Here is a 15,372-nt window from a genome sequence, read left to right as displayed (position 1 = left end):
TTGGCTCGAGGCTCACCCTTCGAGCTTTTTCTTCAGCAGTTCGTTCACTTGCCCCGGGTTGGCCTTGCCCTTGGAGGCCTTCATGGCCTGACCGACGAAGAAGCCGAACATCTTGCCGCGCTTGGCTTCGTCCGCTGCGCGGTACTGCTCGACCTGCTCGGCGTTGGCGGCCAGCACTTCGTCGAGCATCGCCTCGATGGCGCCGGAGTCGGTGACCTGCTTGAGGCCCTTGCTCTCGATGATGGCATCGGCGCTGCCTTCACCGGCGGCCATGGCCTCGAACACCATCTTGGCGATCTTGCCGCTGATGGTGTTGTCCTTGATGCGCAGGATCATGCCGCCCAGGTGTTCGGCGGAAACCGGCGATTGCTCGATCTCCAGGCCGTCCTTGTTGAGCAGGCTGGACAGCTCGCCCATCACCCAGTTGGCGGCCAGCTTGGCGTCGCTGCAGACCTTGGTCACTTCCTCGAAGTACTCGGCCATCTCGCGGCTGGCCGAGAGTACGCTGGCGTCGTAGGTGGACAGGCCGTACTGGCTCTGGAAGCGCTCGCGCTTCTGCGTCGGCAGCTCCGGCAATTGGCTGCGCACCTCGTCGAGGAAGCTTTGCTCGATCACCACCGGCAGCAGGTCGGGGCAGGGGAAGTAACGGTAGTCGTTGGCTTCTTCCTTGCCGCGCATGGAGCGGGTCTCGTCCTTGTTCGGGTCGTACAGGCGGGTTTCCTGCACCACCTTGCCGCCGTCCTCGATCAGGTCGATCTGGCGCTGGATCTCGTGGTTGATGGCCTTCTCGATAAAGCGGAAGGAGTTGACGTTCTTGATCTCGGCGCGGGTGCCGAAGGCTTCCTGGCCTTTCGGGCGCACGGACACGTTGCAGTCGCAGCGCAGCGAGCCTTCGGCCATGTTGCCGTCGCAGATGCCGAGGTAGCGCACCAGGGCGTGGATGGCCTTCACATAAGCCACGGCTTCCTTGGCCGAGCGAATGTCCGGTTCGGAGACGATCTCCAGCAGCGGCGTACCGGCGCGGTTGAGGTCGATGCCGCTCATGCCGTGGAGGTCTTCGTGCAGGCTCTTGCCGGCGTCCTCTTCCAGGTGCGCGCGGGTGATGCCGATGCGCTTGACCGTGCCGTCTTCCAGGGTGATGTCCAGATGGCCCTTGCCGACGATGGGGTGATCCATCTGGCTGGTCTGGTAGCCCTTGGGCAGATCCGGGTAGAAGTAGTTCTTGCGCGCGAAGATGTTACGCGGGCCGATCTCGGCGTCGATGGCCAGGCCGAACTTGCAGGCCATGCGCACGGCTTCGGCGTTGAGCACCGGCAGGGTGCCGGGCATGCCGAGGTCGACCAGGCTGGCCTGGGTGTTGGGCTCGGCGCCGAAGCTGGTGGCGCTGGCGGAGAAAATCTTCGATTGGGTGCTGAGCTGAGCGTGGATCTCGAGCCCGATCACGGTTTCCCATTGCATCTTTAGTGTTCCTCGATCCTGTATGGCATGGACAAACCCTCTCCCGGCGCTACGCGCCACCCTCTCCCATTCTTCATAAGCAAAGAGTGGGAGAGAGGAAAAGGCCGCATGGCTGCGCCATGGCCTAGAAGCCGCTCGGTGCTTGTTTATGCCAGTCGCTGACCTGCTGGTACTGGTGCGCGACGTTGAGCAGGCGACCTTCCTGGAAATAGTTGCCGAGCAATTGCACGCCCACCGGCAGGCCATCGACGAAGCCGGCCGGCATCGACAGGCCAGGAATTCCAGCGAGGTTGGCGGTGATGGTGTAGATGTCTTCCAGATAGGCGGACACCGGGTCGGCGTTCTTCTCGCCGAGTTTCCAGGCCAGGTTCGGCGTGGTCGGGCCGAGGATCAGGTCGACATCCTTGAACGCCGCGACGAAGTCGTTCTTGATCAGCCGGCGGATCTGCTGCGCCTTGATGTAGTAGGCGTCGTAGTAACCGGCAGACAGGGCGTAGGTGCCGACCATGATGCGTCGTTTCACTTCTGCGCCGAAACCTTCGCCGCGCGAGCGCTTGTACAGGTCTTCGAGGTTGACCGGGTTCTCGCAGCGATAGCCGAAGCGCACGCCGTCGAAGCGCGACAGGTTGGAGCTGGCCTCGGCTGGTGCGATCACGTAATAGGCCGCAATGGCGTGCTGCATGTTCGGCAGGCTGATGTCCTTGACGGTGGCGCCGAGCTTTTTCAGCTCCTCGACCACGGCCATCACCTTCTCACCGATGCGCGCGTCGAGGCCGGCGCTGAAGTATTCCTTGGGCAGGCCGATGCGCAGGCCGGCCAGCGGCTGAGCCAGCGCCGCCAGGTAGTCGTCCACCGGCTGGTCGACGCTGGTGGAATCCTTGGCATCGAAGCCGGCCATGGTACCGAGCAGCAGCGCGCAGTCCTCGGCAGTGCGGGCCAGCGGGCTGCCCTGATCGAGGCTGGAGGCGTAGGCGATCATGCCCCAGCGCGACACGCGGCCGTAGGTGGGCTTGATGCCGGTGAGGTTGGTCAGCGCCGCCGGCTGGCGGATCGAGCCGCCGGTGTCGGTGCCGGTGGCGGCCGGCAGCAGGCGCGCCGCCACGGCGGCAGCGGAGCCGCCGCTGGAGCCACCCGGTACGCGGGTCAGATCCCAGGGGTTCTTTACCGGGCCGTAGTGGCTGGATTCGTTGGCCGAGCCCATGGCGAACTCGTCCATGTTCAGCTTGCCGAGCATGACGCTGCCGGCAGCCTTGAATTTCTCGACCACGGTGGCGTCGTAGGGCGCCTTGAAGCCGGTGAGAATCTTCGAGCCGCAGGAGGTCAGCACGCCCTGGGTGCAGAACAGATCCTTGTGGGCGATGGGGGCGCCGAGCAGGGCGCCATTGTCGCCGGCCGCGCGGCGGGCGTCGGCGGCCTTGGCCTGCTCGATGGCGATATCTTCGGTGACGCTGATGAAGCTGTTGAGCTGCGGGTCGAGCTGCTTGATGCGTGCCAGCAGGGCACGGCTCAGCTCTTCGGCGGAGAACTGCTTGGCCTCGAGGCCCTTGGCGATCTCGGCGAGGGTCAGTTGATGCATGGCGGGCCCTTTCCTTTATTCGATGACTTTCGGCACGAGGTACAGGCCGCTTTCCACGGCCGGGGCGATGGCCTGATAGGCGTCGCGCTGGTTGCTCTCGCTGACCACGTCGGCACGCAGGCGCTGGGTGGCCTCCAGCGGGTGAGCCAGGGGCTCGACACCCTGGGTGTCGACGGCCTGCATCTGGTCGATCAGGCCGAGGATGCTGTTGAGGGTTTCGGTGGTTTGCGGAATATCGCTTTCATTCAGGCCCAGGCGGGCCAGGTGGGCGATTTTTTCCACCTCGGAGCGTTCAAGCGCCATGGGGGTCTCCAGTGGAAGATTGGCAGAAAGGCTGCGCAGTACAGGCTGCAGGGAACGGATATCGCGTGCTGGCGGTCAAAGGCCGCGGCGTGCGGCTGCAAGGCCCGGAAAAACAGGCAATCTATCATATTGCCGCCTTGCTCAAAATCCCTGCCGTTGTTAGAGTTTGCCGCACTTTTTTACCCGCGGGTTTCTCCGCGTCTGACTTTTACCCACGCGTTGCCTAGGGTCCTCTCCTAATGTTCAAGAAACTGCGTGGCATGTTTTCCAGTGATCTGTCGATCGACCTGGGCACTGCCAATACCCTTATTTACGTGCGCGAGCGCGGTATCGTCCTGAACGAACCTTCCGTGGTCGCCATCCGTACCCACGGCAACCAGAAGAGCGTCGTCGCCGTCGGTACCGAGGCCAAGCGCATGCTCGGCCGTACCCCTGGCAATATTTCCGCGATTCGCCCGATGAAAGACGGCGTGATCGCCGACTTCAGCGTCTGCGAGAAGATGCTGCAGTACTTCATCAACAAGGTGCACGAGAACAGCTTCCTGCAGCCATCGCCGCGCGTGCTGATCTGCGTGCCGTGCAAGTCGACCCAGGTGGAGCGCCGCGCCATCCGCGAATCCGCCCTGGGCGCTGGTGCCCGTGAGGTGTTCCTGATCGAAGAGCCGATGTCCGCTGCTATCGGTGCCGGCCTGCCAGTGGAAGAAGCCCGTGGTTCGATGGTCGTCGATATCGGCGGTGGCACCACCGAAATCGCGCTGATCTCCCTCAATGGCGTGGTCTATGCCGAATCCGTCCGCGTCGGTGGCGACCGTTTCGACGAAGCCATCATCACCTATGTGCGCCGCAACTACGGCTCGCTGATCGGTGAAGGCACCGCCGAGCGCATCAAGCAGGAAATCGGCACCGCCTACCCGGGCGGCGAGATCCGCGAAGTGGACGTGCGTGGCCGCAACCTGGCCGAGGGCGTGCCGCGCAGCTTCACCCTCAACTCCAACGAAGTGCTCGAAGCGCTGCAGGAGTCCCTGGCGGCCATCGTCCAATCGGTCAAGAGTGCCCTGGAGCAGTCGCCGCCTGAGCTTGCCTCGGACATCGCCGAGCGTGGCCTGGTGCTGACCGGCGGTGGCGCGCTGCTGCGTGACCTGGACAAGCTGCTCTCCCAGGAAACTGGCCTGCCGGTGATCGTCGCCGAAGACCCGCTGACCTGTGTCGCCCGTGGTGGTGGCAAGGCGCTGGAGATGATGGATCGCCACGCCATGGACCTGCTCTCCACCGAGTGAGTGGTTCTGCTCCCGGTTCGCTTGTCGTGCCGCCTCCGGGCGGCACGCGCACATTCAAGCATTGCAGTACACTCGGCCCTATTTCCGCTGACTGGTTCGCCATCCGCATGATTTCGCGCGCTGTTCAATCCGCTGGCGCTCAAGGAGCAGGTCATTAAGCCGCTCTTCGCCAAAGGTCCCTCGCTGGGTATCCGCCTGCTGGTGCTTGCCGTGCTCTCGGCTGCGCTGATGGTGGTCGACGCGCGCTTCGATGCGCTCAAGCCGGTGCGCAGCCAGATGGGCCTGGTGCTCACGCCCTTCTACTGGATGGCCGACCTGCCGGTGCGCGCCTGGGAAAATGCCACGCAGCAGATCTCCTCGCGCAACGAGCTGATGGCCGAGAACGAGAAGCTCAAGGCCGAAGCGCTGCTGCTGCAGCGGCGCCTGCAGAAGCTGGCCACCCTCACCGAGCAGAATGTGCGCCTGCGCGAACTGCTCAATTCCGCCGCACTGGTGGACGACGACGTGCTGGTCAGCGAGCTGATCGGCGTCGACCCCAACCCCTATACCCACCGCATCCTCATCGACAAGGGTGAGAAGGATGGCGTGTTCCTCGGCCAGCCGGTGCTCGATGCCCGTGGGCTGATGGGGCAGGTGGTGGAAATCATGCCCTACACCGCGCGCGTGCTGCTGATCACCGACACCACCCACAGCATTCCGGTACAGGTCAACCGCAATGGCCTGCGTGCCATCGCCGTCGGCACCGGCAACCCGGAGAGCCTGGAGCTGCGCCATGTCGCCGATACCGCCGATATCAAGGAGGGCGACCTGCTGGTCAGCTCCGGTATGGGCCAGCGTTTTCCCGCGGGCTATCCGGTGGCCACGGTCAAGCAGGTCATCCACGATTCCGGGCAACCCTTCGCCATCGTTCGCGCCACGCCGACCGCTGCGCTGAACCGCAGCCGTTACCTGCTGCTGGTGTTCTCCGATCGACGCACCCCGGAGCAGCGCGCCAACGATTCGGCAGAAGCTCAGGAGGCCGCCGACCGCGAGGCCGAGCAGGGGCGCACGCCGGCCCCGGCTGCCGAGGCCGCCGCGCCGACCGCGAGCGCACCCGCTGAGGAGGCCCACTGATGGTCGCAAGCCAAGCACGCAATGGTTGGGTGATCTGGCTCAGCCTGGCCATCGGCCTGTTGCTCAGCGTATCGCCCATGCCGGAGTTCATGCAGATCGGCCGGCCCTTGTGGGTTGCGCTGTTTCTCACCTACTGGGTGCTGGCGCTGCCGCAGCGCGTCGGCATGACCACCGCCTGGATACTCGGCCTGGCGCAGGACGTGCTGTTCGGCACGTTGTTGGGGCAGAACGCGCTGATCCTGACCCTGATCACTTTCCTGGTGCTGAGCCTGCACCAGCGTCTGCGCATGTTCCCCATGTGGCAGCAGAGCATGGTGCTGCTGGTGGTGTTCGGCCTGGCGCAACTGGTGCAGCTATGGCTCAACGCCCTGACCGGCAACCGCCCGCCGACCCTGGCGTTCATCCTGCCAGCCGTGGTCAGTGCCCTGCTCTGGCCCTGGGTGTGCGTCGCCCTGCGCAGCCTGCACCTGCGCCTCAACGTCAACTGAGCGCGACCCGCCTCCAGGCCGGTCGCGGTTCGCCAAGGGAGATACCCGCATGGCCGAGCTGTTCCTGGCCTCCGCTTCGCCCCGCCGTCGTGAACTCTTGGCCCAGATCGGCGTGCCCTGCGTCACGCAAATTGCCTCGATAGATGAAACCCCATTGCCAGATGAACTGCCAAAGGCCTATGTAGAGCGCCTGGCTCGGGAAAAGGCGCGTGCCGGCCTGCAGGCCCTGGGTGAACCAGCCGCTGCCGTGGTGCTGGGTGCCGACACCAGCGTGGTGATCGATGACGAGATTCTTGGCAAACCGCAGGATTTCGCCGACTTTCAGCACATGTTGCGCAGGCTGTCCGCACGTACTCATCAGGTGATGACGGCCGTGGCCCTGGTCAGTCGAGAGCGTGAGGTGGCGCAGGTGGTGAGCAGCGATGTCACCTTTCGCGCCCTGAGCGAGGCCGAGATCGCCGCCTACTGGGCCAGTGGCGAGCCCTGCGACAAGGCCGGCGGTTATGGTATTCAGGGGCTGGCGGCGGTGTTCGTCAGCCGCATCGAGGGCAGTTACTCGGCGGTGGTCGGCCTGCCCTTGTGCGAAACGGCGCAATTGCTGGGCGATTTCGGCATCGCCTGCTGGCAAACTCGGCCCGCGAACTAACAGGCCGTTGAAAAACGTAGGCGAGGCAGCCAGTGCAATACCGATGGCGGCCCCGCAAAAACAGGCGAAAAACGCTCGGAGTCGCGTTCGACTTTACGAGTTGTAAATGAGCATTTTGAGCCTGTTTTTAACGCAGCAATGGCAACGCAGGTAGTTTTCAACAGCCTGTTAAACTTTCTGCCACGCCGAGCGGGCAGCTAATCCATCAGGACGGATGCATGAGCGAAGAGATTCTGATCAATATCACGCCGATGGAGTCGCGCGTGGCGGTGGTGGAAAACGGCGTTCTGCAGGAGGTGCACGTCGAGCGCACGCAGAAGCGCGGCATCGTCGGCAACATCTACAAGGGCAAGGTGGTGCGGGTGCTGCCGGGCATGCAGGCGGCCTTCGTCGACATCGGCCTGGAACGCGCCGCCTTCATCCACGCCTCGGAAATCTCCACCCGCGAGGGCTCGGCGGTGGAGCCGATCAGCGCCCTGGTGCACGAAGGCCAGAGCCTGGTGGTGCAGGTGACCAAGGATCCCATCGGCAGCAAGGGTGCACGCCTGACCACGCAACTGTCGATTCCCTCGCGCTATTTGGTGTACATGCCGCGCACCAGCCACCTGGGCATTTCCCTGAAGATCGAGGACGAGGCCGAGCGCGAGCGCCTCAAGCAGGTGGTCGCCGATTGCGTGGCCGCCGAGGGCATCGAAGAGGCCGGTGGCTTCATCCTGCGTACCGCCGCCGAGGGCGCCGGGGCCGATGAAATTCTCATCGACATTCGCTACCTGCGCCGCCTGTGGGATCAGATCGGTGCGCAGATCCAGAGCGCCAAGGCGCCCAGTGTGATCTACGAGGATCTGTCGCTGGCGCTGCGCACCCTGCGTGACCTGGTCAGCCTGCGCACCGAGAAGATCCGCGTCGACTCGCGGGAAACCTTCGGCAAGATCACCCAGTTCGTCGCCGAGCTGATGCCGGAAATCGCCGATCGGCTGGAGCACTATCCGGGCGAGCGACCGATCTTCGACCTGTACGGCGTCGAGGACGAGGTTCAGCGGGCGCTGGAGCGCAAGGTGCCGCTGAAGTCCGGCGGTTATCTGGTGGTGGATCCGGCCGAGGCGATGACCACCATCGACGTCAACACCGGCGCCTTCGTCGGCCATCGCACCCTCGAAGAAACCATCTTCAAGACCAACCTGGAAGCGGCCACGGCCATTGCCCGGCAACTGCGCCTGCGCAACCTGGGCGGCATCATCATCATCGACTTCATCGACATGATCGACGAAGAGCACCAGCGCCAGGTATTGCGCACCCTGGAGAAGCAGCTCGAACGCGATCATGCCAAGACCAACATCATCGGCATCACCGAACTGGGCCTGGTGCAGATGACCCGCAAGCGCACCCGCGAGAGCCTCGAACAGATTCTCTGCGAGCCCTGCAGCGCCTGCCAGGGACGCGGCAAACTGAAGACGCCGGAAACCATCTGCTACGAGATCTTCCGCGAAATCCTGCGCGAGGCCCGCGCCTACCAGGCGGAAAGCTACCGGGTGCTGGCCAACCAGAAGGTGGTCGATCGTCTGCTCGATGAGGAGTCGGGCAACGTCGCCGACCTCGAGGCCTTCATCGGCCGCACCATCAAGTTTCAGGTGGAAAGCATGTACTCCCAGGAACAGTACGATGTGGTGCTGCTCTGAGCGTGGGGGTTGAGATGAATCGTCTCGCTGCGCTGCTGGCCACGCTGCTGCGCTGGGGCCTGGGCCTGTGCGCGGCGTTGCTGGTGCTGGCCGCGCTCTATGTCAGCCTGGGTCGTCAACTGCTGCCATTGGTGGCCGAATACCGCCTGGAGCTGGAGGATCGCGCCAGTGCCGAGCTGGGCATGCCGCTGCGCATCGGCCGGCTGGAGGGGCGCTGGCAGGGCTTTGCGCCCTTGCTGGTGGCCCATGATGTCGAGCTGGGCGCCGCTGGCGAAGGCCTGAGCCTGGATCAGGTGCAGGTGATTCCCGACGTGCTCGGCAGCCTGTTGGCGCGGGCGCCGCGCATCGCCCACCTGCAGGTGCAGGGCCTGCAGCTCGACCTGCGCGAGGACGAGCAGGGCGCCTGGCACCTGCGCGGCATGCCGCAACGGCATGCGCCCGCGCTGGACGTGGCGCAGGTGCTCGAACGCTTGCAGGTGCTGCAGCGTGTCACCTTACTCGACAGCCGCGCGGTGCTGCAGCCCTACCAGCACGAGCCGCTACTGTTCAGCTACCTCAACCTGAGCCTGCGTTACGGCGGCTCCAGCCAGCGACTCGATGGCCGTTTCCTGCTGCCCGATGGTCAGCCAGTGGCGCTGCGTCTGCGCACTCGCATGCAGCCCCAGCGCTGGCGCGAAGCGCAATCCGAGCTTTATCTCAGCCTGCCGCAGAGCGACTGGGCCACCTGGCTGCCGCCCCGCCTGACCGGCGACTGGCACCTGCAACGCCTGCAGGGTGGTGGTGAGTTGTGGTTGAACGCCCAGGGCACCCAGGTGCAGCGCGGCGCCTTGCGCGTGCATGCGCCGCAGGTGCAGGTCGGCTATGCCAAGCGCGCACCGCTGAATCTCGAGGATCTGGCCTTCAACGCCTTCTTCGCACAGGACGACGATGGCCTCACGGCGCAGATCGACTCATTGGCGCTGACTCATGAGCAGAAACGCCTTGGCGAGCTGCACGTTGGACTGAAGCGCCGTGGCGAGGCCGATCAACCACACTGGGCGCTCACCGCCGATCGCCTCGACCTGGCCGCCTGGGCGCCGCTGGTGGCAGCCCTGGCGCCCATGCCGGAGGCCGGCGAGCAGGCGCTGGCGGGCCTGGCCCCGGTTGGTGCGCTGAGCAACCTGATGCTCGACTATTTCCCGGCGGCCAGCGGCGCCGAGCGCCTCAAGTACGCCGCCAACCTCGAGCGTGTGGGCGTATCGGCCTATCATGGCGCGCCGGCCGTGGAAAACGTCACCGGCAGCGTCTCGGGCGATCTGGAAAATGGCGAGCTGCGCCTGAATGCCGATGATTTCGCCCTGCACCTCGACCATCTGTTTCCTGAGCCCTGGCGCTATCGCCATGCCCAGGCGCGGCTGATCTGGCAGTGGAACGAGCAGGGGCTGACCCTGGCCAGCCCGTACATGCGTGTGGAGGGCGAGGAGGGGCAGCTCGCCGGCGATATGCTCATTCGCCTGCTGAGCGATCCCGAGGCCGAGGACTACATGGATCTGCGCGTGGGTCTGCGCGATGGCGATGCTGCCTATACCCGCAAGTACCTGCCGACACGCTCGCCGGCCATGAACGATGCGCTCGCCCAGTGGCTGCAGACGGCGATCAAAGGGGGCAAGGTGCAGGAGGGCTACTTCCAGTACCAGGGCTCGGTCAACAAGGGGGCGCCGCGTGAAGCCCACAGCATGAGCCTGTTCTTCCGCGTCAGCGATGCCGAGCTGGCCTTCCAGCCTGGCTGGCCGGCACTGCGCGAGGGGCGTGCCGATGTGCTGATCGAGCCCGATGCCGTGCGCGTGCGCCTGCAGCAAGGGCGCCTGCTGGACAGCCAGGTGAGCGACGTCAATGCCGATATCGCCCTGCTGCACGATGGCAAGCCGCCGCATCTGAAGCTCGAAGGCGAGGTGCAAAGCAGCTTGCCCGACGCCCTCAAGCTGCTGCAGGAAGCGCCATTGGGAACTCAGCAGATATTCGCCGGTTGGCGTGGCGAAGGCCCGCTGAGCGGGCACCTGCAACTGGACATCCCCCTGCAGAAAGGCCCGGCGCCTGGCGTGGTGGTCGACTTTGCCAGCGAAGGGGCGAGCCTGACACTGGCCAACCCCGATCTGCAGCTCAGCCGCATCAAGGGCGCGTTTCGTTTCGACAGTGCCAAGGGCCTCAGCGCGCCCAAGGTGAGTGCCGAGGTGTTCGGCCGCCCGATCAGCGGCCGCATCATCGCCGATGGCTCGCGCGGCGAGGCACGCACCCGCTTCGATCTGCGCGGCCAAGTGGAGGTCGCTGCCCTGCAGCAGTGGCTCAAGGCGCCGCCGAGCCTGCCGGTGAGTGGCTTGCTGCCCTATCGCCTGCGCCTGACGCTGGCAGGTGATGACAGCCAGTTGCGCGTCGACTCCAATCTGCGTGGCGTGGCCGTCGAGCTGCCGGCGCCGTTCGGCAAGGCGGCCAGCGAAGAGCGTTATGCCGACTGGCGCATGACCCTCTCCGGCAATGAACGCCGCTATTGGGCGCAATACGCCGACTTGGCCAGCCTGAGCCTGGCGGCGCCACCGGGCGCCCTGGCCGAGGGGCGTGGTGAACTGTTGCTGGGCAACGCCACGGCGAGCCTGCCGAGCCAGCCGGGCCTGCGCCTGCGCGGGCACCTGGACGAGCTGGACTGGGACGCCTGGCAGGCTGTGTTGAACAAGCACAAGGTGGCGGTGGACGAACAGAGCCAGCGCCTGTTCAAAGGCGCGCAGCTGGATATCGGCCTGTTCCGTGGCTTTGGCCAGGAGATCCAGGGGCTGAGCGCAGGTTTGAGCCGGCAAGGCGAAGCCTGGGCGTTGCAAGTCGATAGCGAACTGGCTGCCGGACGTGTGCTGCTACCCGATGCCAAGGCCACGCCGATCACCGCCGACCTGCAGCATGTGCGCCTGCCTGCTGCCGACCCGAGCGTTGCCAAACCGGCCGACGCCCCCGACCCTCTGGGCGATTTCGACCTGCGGCGGATTCCGGCGCTGGACATCCGCATCGACCAGGTCTGGCGTGGCGACAAACTGCTCGGCGCCTGGTCGCTGAAAGTGCGGCCGGAGGCGCAAGGCGTGCGTTTCGAGGATCTGGATCTCGATCTGCAAGGGCTGAAGATCGGTGGCAGTGCCGGTTGGCGCGGCACGCCGGGCAATACCAGCAGTTGGTACAAGGGCCGTGTACAGGGCGAAGACCTGGGCAAGGTGTTGCTGGCCTGGAACTTCGCGCCGAGCGTGACCAGCGAACGCTTCCGTGTGGATGTCGATGGCACCTGGCCCGGCTCGCCCGCCTGGCTTTCGCTCAAGCGTTTCTCCGGCAACCTCGATCCGTCCCTGCGCAAGGGGCAGTTCGTCGAAGTGCAGGGCTCGGCGCAGGCCCTGCGTGTATTCGGCCTGCTCAACTTCAACTCCATTGGTCGCCGTCTGCGTCTGGACTTTTCCGACCTGCTGGGCAAGGGGCTGAGCTACGATCGAGTCAAGGGCAACCTGCAAGCCACCGACGGCCTGTTCGTCACCCAGGAGCCCATCACCCTGACCGGCCCTTCGAGCAACCTGGAACTCGATGGCAAGCTCGACATGCGCAACGAGCAGATCGATGCCAAGTTGCTGGTGACCCTGCCGGTGACCAACAACCTGCCACTGGCGGCCTTGATCGTCGGCGCACCGGCCATCGGTGGCGCGCTGTTCGTCGTCGACAAACTGCTGGGCGACAAGGTGGCACGTTTCGCCAGCGTGCAGTACGACGTCAAGGGCCCCCTGCAGAATCCCGAGATCACCTTCGACAAACCCTTTGAAAAACCGCAATGAGGTCGCGTCTTGGCGTACCCTGGGGCAACCCTAAGCCATGAGCCCAGCCATGAACCTCGCCGTGATCCAGATGGTCAGCCAGGACGACGTGCAAACCAACCTGCGCCTGGCGCGGCGCATGTTGGAGCGTGCCGCACAGGGCGGGGCGCGCCTCGCCGTACTGCCGGAGAACTTCGCCGCCATGGGCCGCCGTGACCTGGCCGCCGTCGGCCGTGCCGAGGCCTTGGGCGAGGGGCCGATCCTGCCCTGGTTGAAACGCGCCGCCCGTGACCTCAGCTTATGGATAGTGGCCGGCACCTTGCCGTTGCCGCCGGATGATGATGCCGAAGGCAAGCCGCGCGCCTGTTCGCTGCTGATCGACGAGCAGGGCGAGCGTGCGGCCCGCTATGACAAGCTGCACCTGTTCGATGTCGACGTGGCCGATAACCGTGGCCGTTACCGTGAGTCGGACGATTTCGCCCATGGCCAGCGCGTGGTGGTGGCGGATACTCCGGTGGGGCGCCTGGGCCTGAGCGTGTGTTATGACCTGCGCTTCCCCGAGCTGTTCGTGCTGCTGCGCGAAGCCGGTGCCGAGCTGATCAGCGTGCCAGCGGCCTTCACCGCCGTGACCGGCGCCGCGCACTGGCAGGTGCTGACTCGTGCTCGCGCTATCGAGACCCAGTGTTATGTGCTGGCGGCCGGGCAGGGTGGCGAGCACCCGGGAGCGCGGCTGACCTTCGGCCATTCGGCGATCATCGATCCCTGGGGTAAGGTGTTGGTCGAACAGGATCAGGGCGAGGGCGCCTTGATGGCGGCCCGTGATGCCGCCGAACAGGCGGCCATTCGTCAACGCATGCCGGTGCAGCAGCACCGCCGATTCGATTTGTCGGACGTTTCCGCGTCCGTTGTGGAGTGACCATGAATACCATGTTGCAATCCGTCAGCGAGCACCTGCTCGCCCCCGGCAATCTCACGCTCGACAGCCTCGCCAGCGTGCTCGGCGAGGTCGCTGGGCCGGGCATCGATGCCGCCGATCTGTACTTCCAGAGCCAGGTCTCGGAAACCTGGGTGCTGGAGGATGGCATCGTCAAGGAAGGCAGTTTCAACCTCGACCAGGGCGTCGGCGTACGCGCCCAGTCCGGTGAGAAGACCGGCTTCGCCTACAGTAACGCCATCAGCCTCGATGCGCTGAACCAGGCGGCCCGCGCTGCGCGCTCGATCTCGCGCGCCGGCCAGCAGGCTCGCGTGCAGGCCTTCGTCAGCCCGCAGGTGAGCCAGCTCTACGGCGAGGACAATCCGCTGGATGTGCTGAGCCGCGCCGAGAAGGTCGAGCTGCTGCAGCGTATCGACCGCGCCACGCGGGCGCTCGACCCGCGCATCAAACAGGTGACGGTGAGCCTGGCCGGGGTCTGGGATCGCATTCTGGTGGCTGCCCATGACGGCAGCCTCAGCGCCGACATCCGCCCGCTGGTGCGCTTCAACGTCAGCGTCATCGTCGAGCAGAACGGGCGTCGCGAGCGCGGCGGCCATGGCGGTGGCGGGCGTACCGATTACCGTTTCTTCCTCGCGGAAGACCGCGCCATGAGCTATGCCCGCGAGGCGCTGCGCCAGGCACTGGTCAACCTCGAAGCCATCGCCGCGCCGGCCGGCAGCATGCCGGTGGTGATGGGCGCCGGCTGGTCCGGTGTGCTGTTGCACGAAGCGGTTGGCCATGGTCTGGAGGGGGATTTCAACCGCAAGGGCAGTTCGGCCTACAGCGGCAAGATCGGGCAGAAGGTGGCGTCGAGCCTGTGCACCATCGTCGACGATGGCACCCTGGCCGAGCGTCGTGGCTCGCTCAGTGTCGATGACGAAGGCACGCCGACCCAGTGCACCACGCTGATCGAGAACGGCGTGCTCAAGGGTTACATGCAGGACAAGCTCAATGCCCGCCTGATGGGCGCGGCCGCCACTGGCAATGGCCGCCGCGAGTCCTACGCGCACCTGCCGATGCCGCGCATGACCAACACCTACATGCTGGCCGGCGAGAGCGACCCGGAAGAAATCATCCGTTCGGTGACGAAGGGCATCTACTGCGCCAATCTCGGCGGCGGCCAGGTGGACATCACCAGCGGCAAGTTCGTCTTCTCCACCAGCGAGGCCTACCTGATCGAGGACGGCAAGATCACCGCGCCGGTCAAGGGCGCCACCCTGATCGGCAACGGCCCGGAGGCCATGAGCCGGGTGTCCATGGTCGGCAACGACCTGGCCCTGGACAGCGGCGTCGGCACCTGTGGCAAGGACGGCCAGTCGGTGCCGGTGGGCGTCGGCCAGCCGACCCTGAAGATCGACGCGATAACGGTCGGTGGAACTGGCGCATGAGGCAGCTTCAAGCTGCAAGCGACAAGCCTCAAGGGAGGAGCAAAGTCGCTTTTACTTGCAGCTTGCGGGGGGCGGTTACCCGCCTTGCAGCTTGTAGCTGCTTTTTTAGCGCAAACCGCGCTGAATCTCGTCCAGCTCGCGGATGTACTTGAACACCTTGCGCGCGGCGGCTGGTGGCTTGTTGCGCGCCGCTTCGTGCTGGGCATGACGCACCAGCCCGCGCAGGTGTTGGATGTCGGCCTCGGGGTAGAGCTCGACGAAGCTTTCCAGGGCGCTGTCGCCTTCGCCGATCAGGCGGTCGCGCCAGCGTTCGAGGGCATGGAAGCGCTCGTTGTATTCACGGGTGGAACTGTCCACCTGGTCGATCAGGGCGAGGATCGCCTCGACATCCTGTTCACGCATCAGCTTGCCGATGAACTGGATGTGACGTTTGCGTGCGGCATTGGCCGTATGTTTGGGGGCTTCGGCCAGGGCGCGACGCAGGGCGTCGGTCAGTGGCAGCTTGGCCAGCAGATCCGGCTTGAGGGTGGTCAAACGCTCACCGAGATCCTGCAAGGCATGCAGCTCGCGCTTGACCTGGGATTTGCTTTTCTCCAGGGAGAAGTCGTCGTAGGAATCAGACATGGGGCGGATCCAGAAGGAAATGCCGCCATGATAACAGC

General features: G+C 65.2%; 12 protein-coding genes. 8 read left to right on the top strand and 4 right to left on the bottom strand.

Going from position 1 to position 15,372, the window contains the following annotated elements; all coding sequences use genetic code 11:
- Positions 1-12 precede the first annotated feature (12 nt).
- The 3 genes from gatB to gatC form a co-directional block, all read right to left on the bottom strand.
- Positions 13-1,458: an Asp-tRNA(Asn)/Glu-tRNA(Gln) amidotransferase subunit GatB gene (gene gatB / locus ACSVIK_RS20145; RefSeq protein WP_442445991.1), complete on the bottom strand. Its 1,446-nt coding sequence runs from the start codon at positions 1,456-1,458 to the stop codon at positions 13-15.
- Positions 1,459-1,582: 124 nt separating this feature from the next.
- Positions 1,583-3,034, bottom strand: a complete 1,452-nt coding sequence (gene gatA / locus ACSVIK_RS20140; protein ID WP_442445990.1) for an Asp-tRNA(Asn)/Glu-tRNA(Gln) amidotransferase subunit GatA — start codon at positions 3,032-3,034, stop codon at positions 1,583-1,585.
- Positions 3,035-3,049: 15 nt separating this feature from the next.
- Positions 3,050-3,337, bottom strand: coding sequence for an Asp-tRNA(Asn)/Glu-tRNA(Gln) amidotransferase subunit GatC (gene gatC / locus ACSVIK_RS20135; protein WP_268178984.1), 288 nt, complete (start codon positions 3,335-3,337; stop codon positions 3,050-3,052).
- 239 nt (positions 3,338-3,576) lie between these two features.
- Between gatC and mreB the strand changes: the two genes are divergently transcribed.
- The 8 genes from mreB to tldD all read left to right on the top strand — a co-directional run bounded on the left by mreB (position 3,577) and on the right by tldD (position 14,710).
- Complete coding sequence (gene mreB, locus ACSVIK_RS20130) at positions 3,577-4,614, top strand: rod shape-determining protein MreB (protein ID WP_268178983.1); 1,038 nt, start codon at positions 3,577-3,579, stop codon at positions 4,612-4,614.
- Positions 4,615-4,815: 201 nt separating this feature from the next.
- Positions 4,816-5,727 (top strand): rod shape-determining protein MreC, encoded by a 912-nt coding sequence (gene mreC, locus ACSVIK_RS20125; RefSeq protein ID WP_442445989.1) that lies wholly within the window; start codon positions 4,816-4,818, stop codon positions 5,725-5,727.
- Positions 5,727-6,215 carry a rod shape-determining protein MreD gene (mreD, locus tag ACSVIK_RS20120; protein WP_442445988.1) on the top strand — a complete coding sequence of 163 codons (489 nt, stop codon included), beginning with the start codon at positions 5,727-5,729 and terminating at the stop codon, positions 6,213-6,215. Before mreC ends, mreD begins: the two co-directional genes overlap by 1 nt.
- Before the next feature lie 49 nt (positions 6,216-6,264).
- Positions 6,265-6,861, top strand: a complete 597-nt coding sequence (locus ACSVIK_RS20115; protein WP_442445987.1) for a Maf family protein — start codon at positions 6,265-6,267, stop codon at positions 6,859-6,861.
- Positions 6,862-7,079: 218 nt separating this feature from the next.
- Positions 7,080-8,537 (top strand): ribonuclease G, encoded by a 1,458-nt coding sequence (rng, locus tag ACSVIK_RS20110; RefSeq protein ID WP_442445986.1) that lies wholly within the window; start codon positions 7,080-7,082, stop codon positions 8,535-8,537.
- Positions 8,538-8,551: 14 nt separating this feature from the next.
- Positions 8,552-12,370 (top strand): YhdP family protein, encoded by a 3,819-nt coding sequence (locus ACSVIK_RS20105; protein WP_442445985.1) that lies wholly within the window; start codon positions 8,552-8,554, stop codon positions 12,368-12,370.
- Between the two features lie 49 nt (positions 12,371-12,419).
- A complete protein-coding gene (locus tag ACSVIK_RS20100; protein WP_442445984.1) occupies positions 12,420-13,265 on the top strand; it encodes a carbon-nitrogen hydrolase family protein in 846 nt (281 codons plus the stop codon).
- A gap of 2 nt (positions 13,266-13,267) precedes the next feature.
- Complete coding sequence (tldD, locus tag ACSVIK_RS20095) at positions 13,268-14,710, top strand: metalloprotease TldD (protein WP_442445983.1); 1,443 nt, start codon at positions 13,268-13,270, stop codon at positions 14,708-14,710.
- A gap of 105 nt (positions 14,711-14,815) precedes the next feature.
- On the opposite strand, the gene yjgA is transcribed toward tldD, so the two are convergent.
- Positions 14,816-15,334 (bottom strand): ribosome biogenesis factor YjgA, encoded by a 519-nt coding sequence (gene yjgA / locus ACSVIK_RS20090; RefSeq protein ID WP_268178976.1) that lies wholly within the window; start codon positions 15,332-15,334, stop codon positions 14,816-14,818.
- Between the last annotated feature and the right edge of the window lie 38 nt (positions 15,335-15,372).

It is taken from the genome of Pseudomonas sp. NCHU5216 (assembly GCF_052156495.1).
Taxonomy (GTDB): domain Bacteria; phylum Pseudomonadota; class Gammaproteobacteria; order Pseudomonadales; family Pseudomonadaceae; genus Aquipseudomonas.
This window is presented reverse-complemented; position numbering and strand designations above follow the sequence as displayed.